At 70.3% G+C, this 19,349-nt stretch carries 18 protein-coding genes; 13 read left to right on the top strand and 5 right to left on the bottom strand.

Translation table 11 applies throughout. From position 1 onward, the window contains the following. Positions 1 to 110: 110 nt before the first annotated feature. A complete protein-coding gene (locus AC07OQ_RS19200; RefSeq protein WP_495054748.1) occupies positions 111 to 2,429 on the bottom strand; it encodes a xanthine dehydrogenase family protein molybdopterin-binding subunit in 2,319 nt (772 codons plus the stop codon). Next, positions 2,426 to 2,893, bottom strand: coding sequence for a (2Fe-2S)-binding protein (locus AC07OQ_RS19195; protein ID WP_495054747.1), 468 nt, complete (start codon positions 2,891 to 2,893; stop codon positions 2,426 to 2,428). Before AC07OQ_RS19195 ends, AC07OQ_RS19200 begins: the two co-directional genes overlap by 4 nt. 312 nt (positions 2,894 to 3,205) lie before the next feature. Between AC07OQ_RS19195 and AC07OQ_RS19190 the strand changes: the two genes are divergently transcribed. From AC07OQ_RS19190 to AC07OQ_RS19145, 10 genes are all read left to right on the top strand, one after another. After that, a complete protein-coding gene (locus AC07OQ_RS19190; protein ID WP_495054746.1) occupies positions 3,206 to 3,646 on the top strand; it encodes a hypothetical protein in 441 nt (146 codons plus the stop codon). Positions 3,647 to 3,789: 143 nt separating this feature from the next. Continuing rightward, positions 3,790 to 4,572: a hypothetical protein gene (locus tag AC07OQ_RS19185; RefSeq protein ID WP_495054745.1), complete on the top strand. Its 783-nt coding sequence runs from the start codon at positions 3,790 to 3,792 to the stop codon at positions 4,570 to 4,572. After that, positions 4,470 to 5,003: a TolC family protein gene (locus AC07OQ_RS19180; RefSeq protein WP_495054744.1), complete on the top strand. Its 534-nt coding sequence runs from the start codon at positions 4,470 to 4,472 to the stop codon at positions 5,001 to 5,003. The genes AC07OQ_RS19185 and AC07OQ_RS19180 overlap by 103 nt, the downstream gene beginning before the upstream one ends. Then, positions 5,000 to 5,590: a hypothetical protein gene (locus tag AC07OQ_RS19175; RefSeq protein WP_495054743.1), complete on the top strand. Its 591-nt coding sequence runs from the start codon at positions 5,000 to 5,002 to the stop codon at positions 5,588 to 5,590. The genes AC07OQ_RS19180 and AC07OQ_RS19175 overlap by 4 nt, the downstream gene beginning before the upstream one ends. Then, positions 5,587 to 6,708 carry an efflux RND transporter periplasmic adaptor subunit gene (locus tag AC07OQ_RS19170; protein WP_495054742.1) on the top strand — a complete coding sequence of 374 codons (1,122 nt, stop codon included), beginning with the start codon at positions 5,587 to 5,589 and terminating at the stop codon, positions 6,706 to 6,708. The genes AC07OQ_RS19175 and AC07OQ_RS19170 overlap by 4 nt, the downstream gene beginning before the upstream one ends. A gap of 16 nt (positions 6,709 to 6,724) precedes the next feature. After that, positions 6,725 to 9,877, top strand: coding sequence for an efflux RND transporter permease subunit (locus AC07OQ_RS19165; protein WP_495054741.1), 3,153 nt, complete (start codon positions 6,725 to 6,727; stop codon positions 9,875 to 9,877). A 110-nt stretch (positions 9,878 to 9,987) separates the two neighbouring features. Continuing rightward, on the top strand, positions 9,988 to 10,350 hold the full coding sequence (locus AC07OQ_RS19160) for a hypothetical protein (protein ID WP_495054740.1): 363 nt from the start codon (positions 9,988 to 9,990) through the stop codon (positions 10,348 to 10,350). 89 nt (positions 10,351 to 10,439) lie between these two features. Further along, a complete protein-coding gene (locus tag AC07OQ_RS19155; RefSeq protein WP_495054739.1) occupies positions 10,440 to 12,569 on the top strand; it encodes a TonB-dependent siderophore receptor in 2,130 nt (709 codons plus the stop codon). A gap of 12 nt (positions 12,570 to 12,581) precedes the next feature. Beyond that, on the top strand, positions 12,582 to 13,367 hold the full coding sequence (locus AC07OQ_RS19150) for a cobalt ABC transporter substrate-binding protein (RefSeq protein ID WP_495054738.1): 786 nt from the start codon (positions 12,582 to 12,584) through the stop codon (positions 13,365 to 13,367). A 56-nt stretch (positions 13,368 to 13,423) separates the two neighbouring features. After that, complete coding sequence (locus AC07OQ_RS19145; protein WP_495054737.1) at positions 13,424 to 14,644, top strand: acetyltransferase domain-containing protein; 1,221 nt, start codon at positions 13,424 to 13,426, stop codon at positions 14,642 to 14,644. Positions 14,645 to 14,690: 46 nt separating this feature from the next. Here AC07OQ_RS19145 and AC07OQ_RS19140 read toward each other — a convergent pair whose 3' ends face one another. Beyond that, complete coding sequence (locus AC07OQ_RS19140) at positions 14,691 to 15,050, bottom strand: cupin domain-containing protein (RefSeq protein WP_495054736.1); 360 nt, start codon at positions 15,048 to 15,050, stop codon at positions 14,691 to 14,693. A gap of 194 nt (positions 15,051 to 15,244) precedes the next feature. Here AC07OQ_RS19140 and AC07OQ_RS19135 point away from each other — a divergent pair, with 194 nt between their 5' ends. The 3 genes from AC07OQ_RS19135 to AC07OQ_RS19125 are packed head-to-tail and all read left to right on the top strand — an operon-like array spanning position 15,245 to position 17,530. Continuing rightward, the gene (locus AC07OQ_RS19135; RefSeq protein WP_495054735.1) at positions 15,245 to 15,634 is read left to right on the top strand and encodes a helix-turn-helix domain-containing protein; all 390 of its coding nucleotides are present in this window, start codon (positions 15,245 to 15,247) and stop codon (positions 15,632 to 15,634) included. A gap of 10 nt (positions 15,635 to 15,644) precedes the next feature. Beyond that, positions 15,645 to 16,343 (top strand): HAD-IA family hydrolase, encoded by a 699-nt coding sequence (locus AC07OQ_RS19130; protein ID WP_495054734.1) that lies wholly within the window; start codon positions 15,645 to 15,647, stop codon positions 16,341 to 16,343. Beyond that, complete coding sequence (locus tag AC07OQ_RS19125) at positions 16,340 to 17,530, top strand: M20 aminoacylase family protein (RefSeq protein ID WP_495054733.1); 1,191 nt, start codon at positions 16,340 to 16,342, stop codon at positions 17,528 to 17,530. The genes AC07OQ_RS19130 and AC07OQ_RS19125 overlap by 4 nt, the downstream gene beginning before the upstream one ends. Before the next feature lie 87 nt (positions 17,531 to 17,617). On the opposite strand, the gene icd is transcribed toward AC07OQ_RS19125, so the two are convergent. Both icd and AC07OQ_RS19115 read right to left on the bottom strand, forming a co-directional pair. Beyond that, positions 17,618 to 18,874 carry an NADP-dependent isocitrate dehydrogenase gene (icd, locus tag AC07OQ_RS19120; RefSeq protein ID WP_495054732.1) on the bottom strand — a complete coding sequence of 419 codons (1,257 nt, stop codon included), beginning with the start codon at positions 18,872 to 18,874 and terminating at the stop codon, positions 17,618 to 17,620. 134 nt (positions 18,875 to 19,008) lie between these two features. Then, positions 19,009 to 19,349 (bottom strand): urease accessory protein UreH domain-containing protein (locus tag AC07OQ_RS19115; protein WP_495054731.1); only part of this gene is annotated, 341 nt, incomplete at its 5' end.

Below are 19,349 nucleotides of genomic sequence, written 5' to 3'. Positions count from 1 at the left end.
GCGGCGCCCCCGGCGCATTGGACAAGCCCAACCCGGCGACGCCCGCGGATCCGGCTTTGCCGGTCCTGCGGGCGTGCCCCCTCGGGGGGCGCGAAGCGCGTAGGGGCTGTTCAAGCTTTCGCCGCCAGCTGATCGCGCAGCGGCAGCTGGCGGATGCGCTTGCCGGTGGCCGCGTGGACGGCGTTCATCAGCGCCGGCGCGATCGGGCCCACCGCCGGTTCGCCGACGCCGCCCAGCGGCATGTCGTAGCCGCTGGCGGGCATCAGGTGCACGACGATCTTCTTCGGCGCCGCGTTGAGGCGCGCGATCTCGAAGTCGTGGTAATTGCTCTGCTCGACCCGGCCGTTCTTGAAGGTGATCTCGCTGAACAGGGCCTGGCTCAGGCCCATCACGCAGGCGCCCTCCACCTGGGAGCGCACGCGGTCCGGGTTGATCACCGGGCCGCAGTCCACCGCCACGTCGATGCGCGGGACGCTCAGCTCGCCCTTGGCGTTGACCGCCACCTGGGCCACCACGGCCATATAGGTGACGAAGCTGTAATGCGCGGCCAGGCCCAGGCCCTGCCCCGCCGGCAGCTTGCGGCCCCAACGAGCCTCGCGCGTCGCCACCTCGATCACGCGGCGCAGCCGCCCGGTATCGACCGGGTAGCGTTCGGGCGATTCGCCATAGTTCCAGCTGTCGCTGAGCTTGGGCGGTGCGATCTGGCGTGCCGGGCCGATCAGCTCCAGCAGGAAGTCGCGGTGGTCCCTGCCCGCGGCCTGGGCCAGTTCGGCGACGAAGCATTGGGTCGCGAAGGCATGCTGGATGTTGTTGACCGAACGCAACCAGCCGATGCGCGCATGGGCCGTGGTGGCCGGGTTCTCGAAACGCACATTGGGGACGTCGAAGGGCAGGTTGATCAGGCCCATGCCCAGCTCGAAGGCCGCCAGCTGCTTGGGGTCGGGCGCGAAGATCGACAGGATGGTCGGCTCGGCCGAACGGTGCAGCCAGGCGCCGACCTTGCCGCTGCCGTCCAGGGCGGCCTCCAGATGCTGGGCACAGACGGCGTGGTAATAGTCGTGCTGCAGATCGTCCTCGCGGGTCCAGGTCAGCTTGACCGGCGCGCCCTTCATCTCCTGCGAGACCAGCGCGGCCTCGACGGCAAAGTCGGGCTTGGACTTGCGGCCGAATGCGCCGCCCAGCAGGGTGACGTTGACCGTCACCTTGGCGAAGTCCAGGTTCAGGCGCTTGGCCACGCGATCGCGCGCGGCCTGCGGCGACTGCACCGCCGCCCAGACCTCGCAGCGCCCGTCGACGATGCGCGCGGTGGCGGCCGGCGGCTCCAGGGTGGCATGGGCCAGATGCGGCACGTAGTAGTCGGCCTCGACGCGCTTGGCCGCCTTGCCCAGCGCGGCATAGGCGTCGCCGTCGTTGCGCACCGCCTTGCCGCCGGGCTTGCGCACCGCGGCCTCCAGCTCGCGGCGGTAGGCGGCGGAGTCGTAGCCGGCATGCTCGCCGTCGTCCCATTCGATCTTCAGCAGGCCGCGCGCCTTGATCGCGGCCCAGGTGTCCTTGGCCACCACGACCACGCCGCCGATCGGTTGGAACTCCGAGGGCGGCGGCGTGCCCGCCAGCTCGAAGACCTTCAGCACGCCGGGCACCTTCAGCGCCTCGGCCGCGTCGAATTTCTTGAGCTTGCCGCCCAGCACCGGCGGGCGCGCGATCACCGCGTAGAGCTGGCCCGGCAGGCGGGTGTCGATGCCGTAATGCGACTTGCCGGTCACGATCACCTCGGCATCGACCAGATGGGCGTCCACCTTGCCGATATAGCGGAAGTCCTTCGGGTCCTTCAGCTTCAGGCTGGTGCGCGCCGGCACCTCCAGCCGCGCCGCCGCCTGGGCCAGCGCGCCATAGCCGAGCTTGCGGCCGCTCGGCTTGTGCAGGACCTGGTGGTTCTTCGCCTCGACCTGCTCGACCGGCACCTGCCACTGCTGGGCCGCCGCCTGCTCCAGCATCATGCGGGCGCTGGCGCCGCAGCGGCGCATCGGCTCGAACCAGTGGCGCAGGCTGCGCGAGCCGTCGGTGTCCTGGTTGCCGTATTTCTCCTCGTCGCCGGGCGCCTGCACCACGCGCACGCGCTTCCAGTCGGCCTCCAGCTCGTCGGCCAGCACCTTGGGCAGGCTGGTGCGCACGCCCTGGCCCATCTCGGAGCGGTTGACCAGGATGCTGACGATGCCGTCGGGCGCGATCGAGACAAAGGTGAGCGGGCTTTCCTGGATGCCATGGGGCATGCCGTCGCCGCCGTACTTGACCGGTTCGTCGGCGCCGCGCGCCGCGCCGGGCAGGCCGATGCCCAGCACCAGGCCGGACAGCGAGGCGGCGCCACCCAGCAGGCTGCGGCGGCGGATGCCGGAAGACAGGGCGTGAAGGGCTTCGTGCGGCGTGTTCATGCTGCATCTCCCGGCAGGCCGGCGGCGCTCTTGATCGCGCTGCGGATGCGCGTGTAGGTGCCGCAGCGGCACAGGTTGCCGCTCATCGCCGCGTCGATCTCGGCGTCGCTGGGCCTGGGCTTGCGCTGCAGCAGGGCCGTCGCGCTCATGATCTGCCCGGCCTGGCAATAGCCGCATTGCGGCACGCCCAGCTTGACCCAGGCCGCCTGCACGGCCTTGCCCTGGCGCGTCGCGCCGACACCCTCGATGGTGGTGATGCGCTTGCCGGTGGCGGCCGACAGCGGCGTCTGGCAGGCGCGCACCGGTTCACCGTTGACATGCACGGTGCAGGCGCCGCACAGGGCCAGGCCGCAGCCGTATTTGGTGCCGGTCATGCCTAGATGGTCGCGCAGCACCCATAGCAGGGGCGTGTCGGCGGCCGCGTCGACGCTGAGCGTCTTTCCATTGATTTGCAAGCTGGTCATCGAATCTCTCCATCCGTCCATGAAGCCACGATGGCGGCGGGCGCCGCTCTCACCCCCGATCCGGCTGATCCGGTCGCCGGACCGTCCGGCGACGCATCTTGCGCCCGCTCGGCTCCTTTTTGCAATGGGTTCGCGGTCCGTCGCGGCGGCCCTCCATCCTGGTGCGGCGGCCCGCACCAGCCGCGCGCAGGGCGCACCAGGGCGTGAGATTCGGCAGCCCGTGCTGCCGCCCCCGGGCCAGTTCAACGGAAGATTGCGCACAGAGGGCCACAAACAGCAGGCCCTGCACGGCACGAATTTCATAATCCGTTCATGTCGCGCCGCCGCCCCCTGTTCCTGATCCTGCTGCTGTCCATGCTGCTGCATGTGGTATCGCTGGGCGGGCATTGGGCCGGCGCGGGCAATGTGCAGCAGGCCGTGCACGCACTGCTGCACTGGGCCGGCAGCGCCCATCATCACCATGCGCAGCATGCCGATGCCGCCGAAGCCCTGCAGGGCTTCGAGGCCTTCGCCGAGGAACTGGCCGCCGCCACGCCGGTCAGCGCGCCGGACCTGCACCAGGACCAGTCGAGCGACTCCGCCATGCACATGGGCATCGACGGCTGCCTCAGCGGCATCGGTCCGATCCCCTCCTGCATAGACGGCCCGGGCTCGCGCGGCGCCGCGGCCACCCACCCTCTGCCGCTGGCCGAGAACGCGCCCGAGGGGCCGTTCCTCGAAGGCCTGAAGAAGCCGCCCAAGACCCGCGCCTGATCTCCTCAGGCCTCTCGCCACCGCGGCGGCGCCCTCCGGCGCGCGCCGGGCGCAGAGCGATTCCACGCTGTTGAGCCCCGCCGACCGCGCGCGCCCGTTCGCGCCGGCCCGGCCCTGCTCGCCCCGAGATCGGCAGGCCCTTCTTGAAGATCGACCTACGCAAGCTTCCCCTCGTCCTCGCGGGAAGCGCCTGGTGCTGCGCGGTGCTGGCCGCGCCACCGAGCAACCTCGCACAGGCCCTCGATGCGGCCTGGCAGCGCACCCAGGCCGGCGCGGCCGCGCAGGGCCAGCTGCTGCGCGCCACGGCCGAGCAGCGCGCCGCCGCCAGCCTGCTGGCCGCGCCGCCGGCGCTGGAACTGGCGCATCGCCAGGACCGCTGGCAGCGCAACCGCGGCCTGCAGGAACGCGAGATCGGCATCGCGCTGCCGCTGTGGCTGCCCGGCCAGCGCGGCGCGCGCCAGGCGGCCGCCGCGGCCGAGCTGCGGCTGGCCGAGCTGAGCGCCCAGGCAGCCCGGCTGCGCCTGGCCGGCCAGCTGCGCGAGCTGGCCTGGAGCCTGACGGGCCTGCAGGCCGAGGCCCGGGCCGCCGAGGCGCAGCAGGGCTATCTGCGCGAGCTGGGCCGTGACGTCGAACGTCGGGTGCGCGCCGGCGAGCTGGCCCATAGCGATGCGCTGGCCGCAAGGGGCGAGCTGCTGGCGGCCGAAACCGAGGCCATGGCGGGGAGCCAGCGCCTGCGGCCGAGCGCCTGCGCTGGCAGTCCCTTACCGGCCTGCCCGCCGAGATCGAGCCCGGCGAACCGGCCGAGCCCCGGGGCGACGCCCCGGTGGACGGCCATCCGGCCCTGCTGCAGGCGCTGCAGGCGGTCGAGGCCGCGCGCCGCCAGCTCGAGCTTGAGCGGCGCAACCGCAGCGAGGCGCCGGAGCTGACCCTGGGCTACCGCGAGGACCGCAGCGAGCGCGGCCAGGCCACCGAGCGCAGCATGGCCATCGGCCTGCGCCTGCCCTTCGGCGCCGACATGCGCAACGCGCCGCTGCAGGCCGCAGCCCAGGCTGCGCTGGACCAGGCCGAGGCCGAGCTGCTGCGGCTGCGCCAGGAACTCGAGACCGAGCTGGCCGTGGCGCGCGGCGCCCTGCTCGGCGCCGAGCAGCAGGCCCGGCTGCAGGAACAGCGCGCCGAACTGCTGCGCCAGCGCGCCGCGCTGCTGGAGCGCTCCTTCCGTGCCGGCGAGACCGCCCTCCCCGAGCTGCTGCTGGCCGTCCAGGCCACCGCCCAGGCCGAGGCGATTCAGGCCCGTCATCACGCCGCGCTGGGCCTGGCCCGCGCGCGCCTTCTCCAAGCTTCCGGGTTGTTGCCATGAGATCTGTTTTCTGTTTCCTGTCCCTGCTGCTGGGCCTGGCCCTGAACGGACCGGCCTGGGCCTCGCCCGGCGCCCATGGGCCCAATGGCGAGCACCTGGACGGCCCGCCCTCCGCCCAGGCCGGCGCCGGCCAGCAGCCGCGCTTCGAGGCTCATTCCGAGCTGTTCGAGATCGTCGGCCAGCTCGGCAGCGGCGAGCTGCTGCTGTTCATCAACCGCTACGAGAGCAACGAGGCGGTGCTGGGTGCCAAGGTCGAGCTCGAACTCGGCAGCGCCAAGGCGGCCGCCGTCTACCGCGCCGAGCCGGGCGCCTACGCCGTCGCCGACCGGGCCCTGCTGGCCGCGCTGGCGCGGCCGGGCCGGCATGCGCTGGTCTTCACCGTCACGGCCGGCGGCGAGACCGACCTGCTGGACGGCAGCCTGACCGTCGCCGCACAGGACACCCGGCACGACGCCGAGTCGGCCGGCCTGGTCCGTGCCGGCTACGGCGCGGCAGCCCTGCTGGGCCTGGTCGTGGTCGGCATCGCCGGCCTGCGCGTGGTGCGGCAGCGCGCCCGCCGTTCCAACACCTTCGGAGCCGCACGATGAAGCGAATCCCTGCCCTGCCGATCCTGCTCCCGCTCCTGCTGCTGGCCACCGCCGCCCAGGCTTCGCCCGGCGCCCACGGCCCGAACGGCGAACATCTCGACGGCCCCGCGGCCGTCCAGGCCAGCGGCCTGGCGCGCCTGCCCGACGGCAGCGTGCAGGTACCGGTACCGGCACAGCGCCGCATGGGCCTGCGTACCCGCTTCGTGCCGCTGTCCGACGCGCCGGCCGCGCTGGAACTGCCGGGCCGCGTCGTCATCGACCCCAATGCCGGCGGCCGCGTGCAGACCGCGCAGGGCGGCCGCGTCGAGCCCGGCCCCAAGGGCCTGCCGCTGGCCGGCCAGGCGGTTAGGCGCGGCGAGCTGCTGGCCTATGTGCGCTTCCACGCCGAGCCCTATGCGCGCGCCAACCAGCAGGCCCAGCTCAACGAGCTGCGCGCCAACCGCACGCTGGCCGAGCGCCGCGTGCAGCGCCTGCACGGCCTGGAAGGCAGCGTGCCGCGCAAGGAGATCGAGGCGGCCGAGGCCGAGCTGCAGAGCCTGACAGCGCGCGAGCGCGATATCGGCGCCAGTCTGCAGGCGCGCGAGGCGCTGCTGGCGCCGGTGGACGGCGTGATCGCCCGCGCCGAGGCGCTGGCGGGCCAGGTGGTGGAGCCGCGCGACATGCTGTTCGAGGTGGTCGACCCGGCGCGCCTGCTGGTCGAGGCCGGCACGGCCGACCCGGCCATCGTGCCCCGCATCGCCGGCGCCCATCTGGCGGGCCAGCCCGGCGTCAGGCTGAGCCTGGCCGGCGCCGGCGGCGGTCTGCGCGACGGCCTGCTGCCGCTGACTTTCCGGGCGCGGCTCGACAAAGGCGCCGCGCCGCTGGCGCTGGGCCAGCCGCTGGGCGTGATCGTCAGCCTGAGGACCCAGCTCAAGGGCTATGTGCTGCCGGCCCAGGCCGTGGTGCGCAACCCGGCCAACGAGGCCGTCGTCTGGATCAAGTCGGGGGCCGAGCGCTACATCCCGCAGCCGGTGCAGTACCGGCCGCTGGACAGCAGCACCGTGGTCGTGACCCAGGGGCTGGGCGAGGGCAACCGCGTGCTGATCCAGGGCGCGGCGCTGGTGGCCCAGATCCGCTGAACGGGAGCTTGCCATCATGTTCAACTGGATCGTCCGCTTCAGCCTGCACAACCGCCTGTTCGTGCTGGCATTCGCCGCCCTGCTGCTGGTCTACGGCGCCCTCACCGCCTGGCGCACGCCGGTAGATGTGTTCCCCGACCTCAACAAACCACTGATCACGGTGCTGACCGAGGCCGGCGGCATGGCGCCGGAGGAGGTCGAGCAGCTGGTCACGGTGCCGGTCGAGACCGCGCTCAACGGCATGCCAGGCGTCACGCGCGTGCGCTCGACCTCAGGCGTCGGCCTTGCCATTCACTACGCCGAGTTCGACTGGGGCACCGACATCTACCGCAACCGCCAGATCGTCGCCGAGCGCCTGGCTCTGGTGCGCGAGCAACTGCCCGCCGGCATCACGCCGGTGATGGGGCCGGTGTCCTCCATCATGGGCGAGGTGATGCTGATCGCGCTGCCTCTGCAGGCGCAGGGCGCGAGCAAAGCCACACCGATGCAGGTGCGCGAGTACGCCGACTTCGTGCTGCGGCCACGCCTGCTGTCCCTGGTGGGCGTGTCGCAGGTGATACCGATCGGCGGCGAGGTGCGTACCTTGCGCGTCGAGCCCGACACCCTGCGCATGGCGCAGGCCGGCGTCTCGCTGAGCCAGATCGAGGCGGCGCTGCAGGGCTTCGCCGGCAATGCCGGCGGCGGCTTCATCGACCTGAACAGCCGCGAGTACCTGATCCGCCACATGGCGCGCACCCAACGCATCGAGGACCTGCGCGGCATCGCCGTGGCCTGGAAAGACGGCCGCGCCATCCTGCTGGAGCAGGTAGCGGACGTGCGCATCGCCGCGGCGATGAAGCGCGGCGATGCCGGCTACAACGGCGCGCCGGCGGTGATCGTCAGCGTGCAGAAGCAGCCCGGCGCCGACACGGTGCAGCTGACCCGGCAGATCGAGGCCGCGCTGAAGGAGCTGGAGCCGGGCCTGCCGGCCGGCATCAGCGCGCCTAAGGTGCTGTTCCGCCAGGCCGATTTCATCGAGGCCTCGGTGGGCAATGTCACCGAAGCGCTGCGTGACGGCGCCATCATGGTGGCCATCGTGCTGTTCGCCTTCCTGCTGTCGGCGCGCACCACGCTGATCTCGCTGACCGCGATCCCGCTGTCGCTGGCGGTGACGGCCCTGGTGTTCCAGCTCTTGGGCCAGTCGATCAATGTGATGACACTGGGCGGCATCGCGATCGCGATCGGCGAGCTGGTGGACGATGCGGTGGTCGATGTCGAGAACATCCTGCGCCGCCTGAAGCAGAACCGCGCGGCCGCCAAGCCCCTGCCAGTGCGCGAGGTGGTGCTGCGCGCCAGCGTCGAGGTGCGCTCGGGCATCGTCTACGCGACCACCATCGTCGTGCTGGTGTTCGTGCCGCTGTTCGCCCTGCCTGGCATCGAGGGCCGGCTGTTCTCGCCACTGGGCATCGCCTACATCGCCTCGGTGCTGGCCTCGATGGCGGTGTCGATGACCCTGACTCCGGTGCTGTGCGCCTGGCTGCTGCCGCGGATGCAGGAAAAGCTGGACCACGAGGACAGCCCGCTGGTGCGCTGGCTGAAGCGCCACGACGCGCGGCTGCTGGCCTGGTCCTTCCCGCGCGCCCGCGGCCTGGTGGCGCTGGCGGGCATCGCCGTGCTGGCTGCGGCGGCCAGCGTGCCCTTCATGCCCAGAGCCTTCCTGCCAGCCTTCAACGAGGGCTCGCTGGTACTCGGGATGATGTTCAACCCCGGCACCTCGCTGGACGAGGCGAACCGCCTGGGCAGCCTGGCCGAGGCGCTGATCCGCGAGGTGCCCGAGGTCACGCAGGTGGGCCGGCGTACCGGCCGCGCCGAGCTGGACGAGCATGCCGAGGGCGTGCATGCCTCCGAGATCGACGTCGACCTGAAACGCACGGGCGGACGCGACCGCGAGACCGTGATGGCCGCGATCCGCGAAAAGCTCGCGGTGCTGCCGGCTCAGGTCGCGGTGGGGCAGCCGATCTCGCACCGCCTGGATCATCTGCTGTCCGGCGTGCGGGCCCAGATCGCGATCAAGATCTTCGGCGATGACACCGACACCCTGCGCGGCCTGGCCGAGCAGATGCGCCAGGGCCTCTCCGGCGTGCCCGGCCTCGTCGACCTGACGGTCGAGAAGCAGGTGCTAATCCCGCAGATCACCGTGCGCCTGGACCAGCGCCGCGCCGCGCAGGCAGGGCTCGCGCCCGGCGAGGCGATGCGCATGCTGCAGGCCCTGACCGACGGCGCGCATGGCGCCGAGATCGTCGATGGCCAGCGCCGCTACGACCTGGTGCTGCGCCTGCCCGACGGCCGTCGCAGCCCGCAGGACCTGGCCCGCACCCTGATCGACACGCCAGCCGGCCGCCTGCCGCTGGCCAGCATCGCCACCGTAGAGGAAAGCGACGGCCCCAACCAGATCGGCCGCGAGAACAGCCGGCGCCGCATCGTCGTCTATGCCAACACCGACGGCAGCGACATGGGCCGCGTGATCGCCGACATCCGCCGGGTGATCGCCCAGAGCAAGCTGCCGGCCGGCACCTTCGTCAGTCTGGAGGGCCAGTTCCAGGCGCAGGAACAGGCGACCCGGCTGATCACCGGCCTGTCGCTGCTGTCGCTGGCCATGGTGTTCCTGGTGCTCTATTCGCGCTACCGCTCGGCCGTGCTGGCCGGCGTGATCATGGCCAACATCCCGCTGGCCCTGATCGGCAGCGTGGCGGCGATGTGGATCGCCGGGGTCAGCCTGTCGGTGGCCTCGATGGTGGGCTTCATCACGCTGGCCGGCATCGCGACCCGCAACGGCATCCTGAAGGTCAGCCACTACATCAATCTGTGCCGCTTCGAGGGCGAGCGCTTCGGGCCGCCCATGATCGTGCGCGGCTCGCTGGAGCGGCTCACGCCGGTGCTGATGACGGCCCTGGTCGCGGCCTTCGCCCTGGTCCCGCTGCTGCTGGCGGCCGACGCCCCCGGCAAGGAGATCCTGCACCCGGTGGCGGTGGTGATCTTCGGCGGGCTGATCAGCTCGACCCTGCTCGACACCCTCTTGACGCCGCTGGTGTTTTGGCTGGTCGGCGAGCGCGCCACCGCGCGCCTGATGGCGGCCGACGACGAGGCGGAAACGGCCGCCGCGCTGGCGCCGACCCGCGAGGCCTTTTGAGCTGCCCCCCGACACCCTCACTGCTTCTTCACGGGCTGGTGGCGCCGCCCTTTTTCAAGTGCGCCGATCGATGAACTGCTTGCCGGAGATTGACCACGATGAACGCAACGATGAAACGACTGCTGGCCCTCTTGCTGCTGACGGCATCGGGCCTGCTGATGGCCCATGGCGACGGCACGCCCAAGCATGGCGGCGTGGTGCAGAGCGCCAACGACCTCAGCTTCGAGCTGGTGGGGCTTGACGGCTCCGCCATGCTCTATGTGGAGGACCATGGGGAAGCGCTCAGCACCGCCGGCTATGGCGGCAAGCTCAGCGTGCTGCTGAACGGCGTCAAGACCGACGCCCCACTCAAGCCGGCCGGCGCCAACAAGCTGCTGGCCGAGGGCCTGAAGCTGGCCGCCGGCGCCAAGGCGGTCGCGGTGATCACCACGCCCCAGAACCAGACCCTGTCGGTGCGTTTCACCTTGCGCTGAAGCGCAGCGCCGCCCCGTCGCTTCCCTTCCGCTCTTTTCCCTCCCTCAGCTGTTCGAGCTCTTCGCAAAAACCCTTCCGGAGTAGAACGATGATGTCCACCCAAGCCCTTCCCCGTCTGGCCCTGCTGCCTGCTGCCGCCTGCCTGGCCTGCAGCCCGTCCCTGTGGGCGGCCGATGAGGCCGCGCCCGCGGCCTCCGCCACGCAGCTGGAGACCGTGCAGGTCAACGGCGTCAAGCAGCCCTACCGCAATCTCTCGGCCACCGGCGCGACCAAGAGCGACGCGCTCCTGAAGGATCTGCCGCAGAGCGTGCGGGTGCTGAGCGCCGACGTGCTGCAGGACGCTGGCGTGACCAAGCTGGCCGAGGCGCTGGAGCTGGGCAGCGGCATCTCCAAGCAGAGCAACCTGGGCGGGCTGTGGGACAGCTACGCCATGCGCGGCTTCACCGGCGACCCCAACTTCGGCTCCGACTACATGGTCAACGGCTTCAACTACAGCCGCGGCTACAACGGCGTGCGCGACGCCGCCAACACCGCCACGGTGGAGGTGCTGAAGGGCCCGGCCTCGGCGCTCTACGGCCGCGGCGAGCCCGGCGGCACGGTCAACATCACGACCAAGAAGCCGCTGTTCCAGCCGGCCCAGACCCTGGAGATCTCGGCCGGCAGCTACGACACCCGGCGCGCCACCGCCGACCTGACCGGCCCGATCGGCGAACGCTTCGCCTACCGCCTGAATGCCGCGGCCGAGCGCGGCGACAGCTACCGCGACCATGTGGGCTCGGAGCGCTACCTGCTCTCGCCCTCGGTGATCTGGCTGCTGACGCCGGACACCACGCTGTCCTACGAGCTGGAGGTCTCAAAGCAGCGCGCCACCTTCGACCGCGGCGTGCTGGCGATCAACGGCCGCCTGGGCGTCGTGCCGCGTTCGCGCTTCCTGGGCGAACCGGCCGACGGCAAGCACACGATCGAGACCACCGGCAACCAGGTCTTCCTGCAGCATTACTTCAACGACGACTGGTCCGTGCAGACCGGCTTCAGCTACCGCGACAGCTCGATCGAGGGCATATCGACCGAGGGCCGTTTCCTGCAGGCCGACCAGCGCACCCTGGTGCGCCAGCGCCGCACGCGCGACAACGAGGCGCGCGACGTCTCGGGCCGCCTGGAGCTGCTGGGCAAGCTGCGCGGCTGGGGCCTGACCCACCATGTGCTGGTGGGCGTCGACGCCTACCGCTTCACCGATGAGCGCCGCCAGTTCCGCGTCGCCAATGCCAGCTCGATCGACATCTATGCGCCGGTCTACGGCCAGGTGGCGCCGCCGATGACGCTGAACACCGACACGCGCGAAAAGCAGCGCGCGCACTCGGTCTATGCGCAGGACCAGATCGACCTGAGCGCGCAATGGAAGGCCTTGCTGGGCCTGCGCTACGACAAGTACGAGCAGTCGGTGCTGAACCACCGCAACGGCCGCGTCACCGAACAGAGCCTGGACGCCAGCTCGCCGCGCGTGGGCCTGGTCTACCAGCCAAGCAAGAGCCTGTCGCTCTATGCCACCGCCTCCAAGAGCTTCCGGCCCAACAGCGGCATCAGCCGCGCCTTCGAATCCTTCCCGGCAGAGAAGGGCAAGGCGGGCGAACTGGGCGCCAAGCTCGACAGCGCCGACGGCAAGATCACCAGCACCCTGGCCTTCTACAAGATCTCGAAGAACAATGTTCTGACCCCCGACCCGGTGGATCCGAACAACTTCTCGATCGCCGCGGGCGAGGTGGAAAGCAAAGGCGTCGAACTCGATGTCGCCGGCGAGCTGATGCCGGGCCTGCGCCTGTCGGCCGCCTATGCCTTCACCGACGCCCAGGTCACCGAGGACAACAACGCCTTCCTGGTGGGCCGCCAGCTCGCCAATGTGCCACGCCACAGCGCCAACGTGATGCTGGTGAAGTCCTTCGCGCTGGCCGGCAACAACGCCACCCTGGGCCTGGGCCTCAACTACATCGGCGAGCGCGATGGCGCCGTGGCCCCGCTGACGGCGACCGACGACTTCAAGCTGCCGGCCTACACCACGGTCAAGCTGATCTCGTCCTACCAATGGGGCAAGCAGCTGCGCCTGTCGCTGGACATCGACAACCTGAGCGACAAGCTGTTCTACACCAGCTCCTACAGCCAGATGTGGGTGTTCCCGGGCAACGGCCGCCGCTTCACCGTCACCGCCCAGTACAAGTTCTGAGGAGCCCTCACCATGCTTCGTTCTCTTTCATCACTCCGCCTTCGCAAGACCCTGTGTCTCGGCGCCGCGCTGCTGGCGTCGGCCGGCGGCGCGCACGCCCACCAGATCTGGTTCGAGCAGGAGGGCAAGGTCCTGACCTTCCGCTATGGCGAACTGGACGTGAACATGCACGAGCAGTCGCCGGGCGGGCTGGACAAGTTCGTCCAGCTCAGCGCCAGCTGGCTGTCGCCGAGCGGCGAGACGCCGCTGGCCCTGAGCAAGCAGACCGAGGGCTTTGCGCTGCCGGGCCTGCGCGTGCTGCCGGGCAAGAGCGACTCCTTTATCGCGATCGACAAGCTCTACCCGATGTTCGACACCAAGCGCGAAGGCAAGTCGCTGCGCACCTACTGGATCCCGGCGACGCGCTGGGTGGCCGAGCTGCGCCCCCATGAGCCCAAGCTGCCGCTGGACATCCTGCCGACCGGCGTCAGCGCCGGCGGGCTGCACGAGTTCCGCGTCGTCTTCCGCGGTGAGGCGTTGCCCGGCGTCAAGATGGCCCTGGGAACGCCTTCCGGCTGGACCCTGCAGGCCAGCAGCGACATCGACGGCAAGTTCCGCTTTCCCCTGCCCTGGCGCGGCAACTATGTGATCGGCCTCTACCATCTCGACGAGGTGACGGGCGAGCGAGCCGGCGCCCAGGGCGCCGAACCCTACCAGCTGGAGGGCTACAACACGGCGCTGTCCTTCCACCGCGCTACCGGTCTGCCGCCGCTGCCGACGGCACCGCGCACCCTGCCGGCCAGCGCGGCCAAGAAATAAGCACAGCCCCGGGCCGCGGAGACAAGGCCCGCCTCACCCAGAGAGGAATTCACACCATGTCCATTTCTTCTTCCCCTTCATCCGGCATGCGGCTGGCGGGCGCGCGCCCGGCGGCGGCGCGCAGCGACGGCGTCGCCGCGCACAAGGCCCGCATCACCTCGATCGATGCGCTGCGCGGCCTGGTGATGATCGTGATGCTGCTCGACCATGTGCGCGAGACCCTCTACCTGCACCTGCAGGTCACCGACCCGATGACGGTGCCGGGCACGCCGCCCGAGGTCTTCTTCTCCCGCCTGGCCGCACATTTCTGCGCGCCGGTGTTCGTGTTCCTGACCGGGCTGTCGGCCTGGCTCTATGCCAACCCGCCCAGCGGCACGACGCGCGATGTGCGCGGCTATCTGCTCAAGCGCGGCCTGCTGATCATTGCGCTAGAGCTGACCCTGGTGAACTTCGCCTGGAGCGGCACCTACCATGTGCTCTATCTGCAGGTGATGTGGGCGATCGGCTTCAGCATGGTGGTGCTGGCCCTGCTCAGCGGACTGCCGCGCTGGTTCCTGGCCACCCTGGGCGCGATCATCGTCTGCGGCCACAACGCCGTGGCAGGCTACATCGTCCCGCCGGACAGCGCCTGGTACGCGCCCTGGACCTTGATGCTGCATCGCGGCTGGCTGGTGGCCGAGGGCGCGCTGAAGGTGCGCCTGACCTACCCGGCCCTGCCCTGGGTCGGCGTGATCCTGCTGGGCTACAGCTTCGCGCCGCTGTTCTCGCAGCGCCTGGACGGGCAGACCCGACGCAAGTTGCTGGTGGCGGTCGGCCTGGCCTGCCTGGCCGCGCTGCTGCTGCTGCGCGGCTTCAACATCTACGGCGAGAACGCGCCCTGGGTGGCGGGCGCCAGCGGCATCGAGACCGCGATGTCTTGGCTCAACTTCACCAAGTACCCGCCCTCGCTGGACTTCCTGCTGATGACCCTGGGCGGCGGCATGCTGCTGCTGGCCGCGCTGGAATTCGCCGACAACGGCTTCACCCGGCTGTGCTCGACTTTCGGCGGCGCGCCAATGTTCTTCTACCTGCTGCACCTCTATGTGCTGATGATCGGCTACCGCATCCTGCTGGCGATCTTCGGCCCCAATCAGGGCACGCGCTTCGGCGTCGATGCCGATGCCTTCTGGATCGTCTGGGTGGTCTGGCTGGCGATGGTGCCCCTGCTCTACTACCCGGTGCGCGCTTTCGCCGCCTACAAGCGGCGCTCCACCCAGGCCTGGGTGCGCTACTTCTGAAGCAGACCGGGAGCCCTGGCTCCCGGTTTTCGTTCGGGGCCGGCGCTCAGTCCTGCGCCGCCATCACCACATAGACCTTGCGCAGGGTCTCCCTGATGTGCCAGACCCCGGTCGTGTGGGCCGGGAAGAACAGGGTGTCGCCGGCACCGATCTCCAGCGTCTCGCCGCCGCTGGGCGTGAAGCTGCAGGCGCCGCTGAGGATGTGCATGAGCTCGGCATTGGCCAGCTGGCGCTCGAAGCGGCCGGGGCTGCATTCCCAGACGCCGCTGCGGTTGGCGCCCGCGCCCTCCAGGCTGACGGCATGGCCGCGCGTGGTGGCGGCGGGCAGGCTCAGCGGCTTGGCGACCGGGCCTTCGTCCTGCAGGGGGCCGAAGCCGACGGATTGCTTGAGGATGGTGATGGGCATATGCGTTCCAGCGGATAAAAGACGTTGCGGGGCCCGCAGCCTAGGGAGCCCGGCCCCGGTCTTGATAGGACGCTTTTGCTGATGCACGCAAGGCCGCAGAATCTGCGCGGCCGGCCGCGCGAAACGCAATTCGCTACCGCCGCGCGCCGGGTTTACGGCCACATCGACGGCGGCAGCAGACTTAAGCTGTGGCCATGGCAAACACCCCGCAGCCCCTGGACATCGCCGCCGCGCCCGCCCCGCGGCAACGCTCGCTGGCCCCGGTGCTGGCCCATATCGACGCCCATCTCGGCGAACCGCTGCGCCTGGAGAGCCTGGCCGCGCTCAGCGGCCTGAGCCTGTGGCGCTTCGCCACCGTGTTCCGCGAGCGCATCGGCATGTCGCCCTACCGCTACATCAACCAGCGGCGCGTGCAGCGCGCCCAGGCCCTGCTGCGCCAGGGCATGCCGGTCGCGCGCGCGGCCAGCGAATCGGGCTTCTACGACCAAAGCCATCTGTCGCGCCGCTTCAAGCGCCTGTGCGGCATGACGCCCGGCCAGTACCAGTCCGGGCAGTCCGCCACCCCATCCTCCACTCCCCTCTGAAGGTGTTGTCATGCCTTTGCAAGACTTCAAGGTTCTGACTTTCGACGTTGTGGGCACGCTGATCGACTTCGAGCGCGGCATGCTGAACTATCTGCGCGAGGCCCTGCCCGACAGCCCCGTCGGCGACGAGGACTTCCTCGCCGCCTACCGCCGCGCCCGCGCCAGCAAGGACGTGATCGCCTATCCCGACGATCTAGAGCGCTGCTGGCATGCCATCGCCGCCGAGCTTGGCCTGCCCGACTCGCCCGCACTGGCCCGGGGGCTGCGCGACTCGGTGCCGCGCTGGCCGGCCTTCCCGGACTCGGTGGCTGCGCTCAAGCGCCTGCGCCAGCGTTTCAAGCTGGTGGCGATGACCAATGCGCAGCGCTGGGCCCTGAGCCATTTCGAGCAGACCCTGGACCTACCCTTCGACGACAGCGTCACCTGCGACGATGCGCTGTGCGAGAAACCTGACCCCAGGTTCTTCGCCTTCGCGCGCGGTCGCCTCAGCACCCGCGGCTACAGCCAGGCCGACAATCTGCATGTCGCGCAGAGCCAGTACCACGACATCGGCGTGGCCAAGAGCCTGGGCCTGAAGACCTGCTGGATCGAGCGCCGCCATGCCCAGCCGGGCTTCGGCGGCACCCTGGAGGTCAAGCAGATCACCACGCCCGACTACCACTTCCACACCCTCGCCCAGTTGGCCGACGCGGTCGACGCCGGGCTGTGAGCACGGACCCGGAAGACATTGCCGACCTGCTGACTGACCTGATCGCGCTGCGGCGCGATCTGCACGCGCACCCCGAGCTGGCCTATGCCGAGCATCGCACCGCCGGCCTGGTGGCGGCCGCGCTGCGCGAGCTGGGGCTGGAGGTGCACGAGGGCATCGGCGGCACCGGCGTGGTCGGCCTGCTGCGCCATGGCGCGGGTCGCATGGTAGGCCTGCGCGCCGACATGGACGCGCTGGCGATGCAGGAGCAGAGCGGCCTGCCCCATGCCAGCCGGTTCGGCGGCCGACATCACGGCTGCGGCCATGACGGGCATACCGCGATGCTGCTGGGCGCGGCGCGCCAGCTGGCGCGCCGGCGCGACTTCGTCGGCACGGTGGTGTTCATCTTCCAGCCGGCCGAGGAAGGCCGCGGCGGCGCCCAGGCCATGGTGCGCGACGGCCTGTTCGAGCGCTTTCCCTGCGACGCCGTCTATGCACTGCACAACTGGCCCGATCTGCCGCTGGGCCAGGCGCAGACAAGACCCGGCCCCATCATGGCGGCGGCCGACCGCTTTGACATCGCGGTGCGCGGCCGCGGCGGCCACGCGGCCCAGCCCCAGCACACGCCGGACGCGATTCTTGCGGCCAGCCTGCTGGTGGCGCAGCTCAACACCATCGTCGCGCGCCGCATCGACCCGGCCGAATCGGCCGTGCTGTCGGTGACCCGCATCGAGGGCGGGCAGTCGCACAATGTGCTGCCGGCCGAGGTGCAGATCACCGGCACCGTGCGCAGCTTCGACGCCGCGACGCAGGACCGCATCGAGACCGCGCTGCGCGCGGCCGCCGCCGGCCAGGCCCTGGCCAGCGGCTGCGAGATCGAGGTGAAGTACACGCGCTACTACCCGGCCACGGTCAACAGCGCGGCCGAGGCCGAGCTCGCGCTGCAGACCGCCGCGGCGATCGGCCTGCGTGCCGAGACGGCGGCGCGCCCCGCCTTCACCTCGGAGGACTTCGCCTTCATGCTGCGCGAGAAGCCCGGCGCCTATCTCTGGCTGGGCCAGGGGCCGCGCCGCGCCGAGGGCGGCGGCGGCGAGGACGGCAGCTACCGTCCACTGCACCACCCCTGCTACGACTTCAACGATGCCGCATTGCCGCTGGGGCTGCGCTGGTTCTGTGCCGTGGCGCGGCGCGCGCTCGCGGGCGCCTAGGCCACAAAGCAAAACGCCGGGCCGCCCTCTCGGGCCGGCACCGGCGCTTCCGGGATGCGCCGGCCGGCATGAGCCGGCCGCGGCGCTTCAGTCCATCTGGTCGATCATGACCTGGCCGAAGCCGGAGCAGGACACCTGGGTCGCGCCGTCCAGCAGGCGGGCGAAGTCGTAGGTGACCTTCTTGCTCAGGATGGCCTTCTCCATCGAGGAGATGATCAGGTCGGCCGCCTTGGTCCAGCCCATGTGACGCAGCATCATCTCGGCCGAGAGGATCTCGCTGCCCGGGTTCACATAGTCCTTGCCGGCGTACTTGGGCGCGGTGCCATGGGTGGCCTCGAACATCGCGACCGAGTCGGACATATTGGCGCCCGGCGCGATGCCGATGCCGCCGACCTGGGCGGCCAGCGCGTCGGAGACATAGTCGCCGTTCAGGTTCAGGGTGGCGATCACCGAGTACTCGGCCGGACGCAGCAGGATCTGCTGCAAGAAGGCATCGGCGATCGAGTCCTTGATCACGATGTCCTTGCCGCTCTTCGGGTTCTTGAACTTGACCCAGGGGCCGCCGTCGATCAGCTCGGCACCGAACTCCTTCTGCGCCAGGGCATAGGCCCAGTCGCGAAAAGCCCCTTCGGTGAACTTCATGATGTTGCCCTTGTGCACGATGGTCACGCTGGGCCGGTTGTTGTCGATCGCGTACTGGATGGCCTTGCGCATCAGGCGCTCGGTACCCTCGCGCGAAACCGGCTTGACGCCGATACCCGAGGTCTCGGGAAAGCGGATCTTCTTGACGCCGAACTCGTTCTGCAGGAAGGCGATCAGCTTCTTGGCCTTCTCGCTCTCGGCCTCGAACTCGATGCCGGCATAGATGTCCTCCGAGTTCTCGCGGAAGATCACCATGTCGGTCTTCTCGGGCTCCTTGACCGGCGAGGGCACGCCCTTGAAGTAGCGCACCGGGCGCAGGCAGACGTAGAGGTCCAGTTCCTGGCGCAGCGCCACGTTCAGCGAACGGATGCCACCGCCCACCGGCGTGGTCAGCGGGCCCTTGATCGAGACCACATAGTCCCGCAGGACCTGCAGGGTCTCCTCGGGCAGCCACACGTCGGGGCCATAGACCTTGGTCGACTTCTCGCCGGCGTAGATCTCCATCCAGTGGATCTTCTTCTGGCCGCCGTAGGCCTTCCCGACCGCGGCGTCGACCACCTTGATCATCACCGGCGTGATGTCGAAGCCGGTGCCGTCACCCTCGATATAGGGAATGATCGGCTGGTCGGGCACGTTCAGCGAGAAGTCGGCGTTGACGGTGATCTTCTGCCCGCCCTCGGGCACCTGGATGTGTTGGTACATGTGTGAGCTTCTTCCGCGCGCGGCTTAAGACTTAAGGATGGGAATCGACAGGGTCGATCGATTCTATGCCAGCATGGCCGTCCAAGGGTCCAAGTCTTATATAAGTCTTGGGTCTGCAACCGGCCCGCGCGCGGCTAGCGGCACCGGTCCGCGATCTGCGCCCAGACCCCGTGACCCAGGGCCCACAGCGAGGCGGCGGCCAGGCCCAGGCCCGCCAGCCGCACGGCCCAGATCATGCCCCGCTGGCCCAGACCGAACAGGCGCTGCAGCAGGGCCGGGCCCAATGCCAGACCCAGGCCCGAGGCGGCCGCGAACACGCCCATCACCGCCGCGCCCTGCGCCGGCCCCGAGGCCAGCGCCGCCACCACCAGGGCCGACTGCAGCAGCCCGCAGGGCCAGGCCAGCCAGGCCAGGCCGCCCAGCGTGGCGCGCCCGAGCACCGCGCGGCCGCGGCCGATGCCGGCCAGCGCGACGC

Source organism: Roseateles sp. GW821-FHT09B06 (assembly GCF_059418245.1).
Note: the sequence above shows the minus strand (reverse complement) of the source record. Positions and strands in the feature narration are given on the sequence as shown.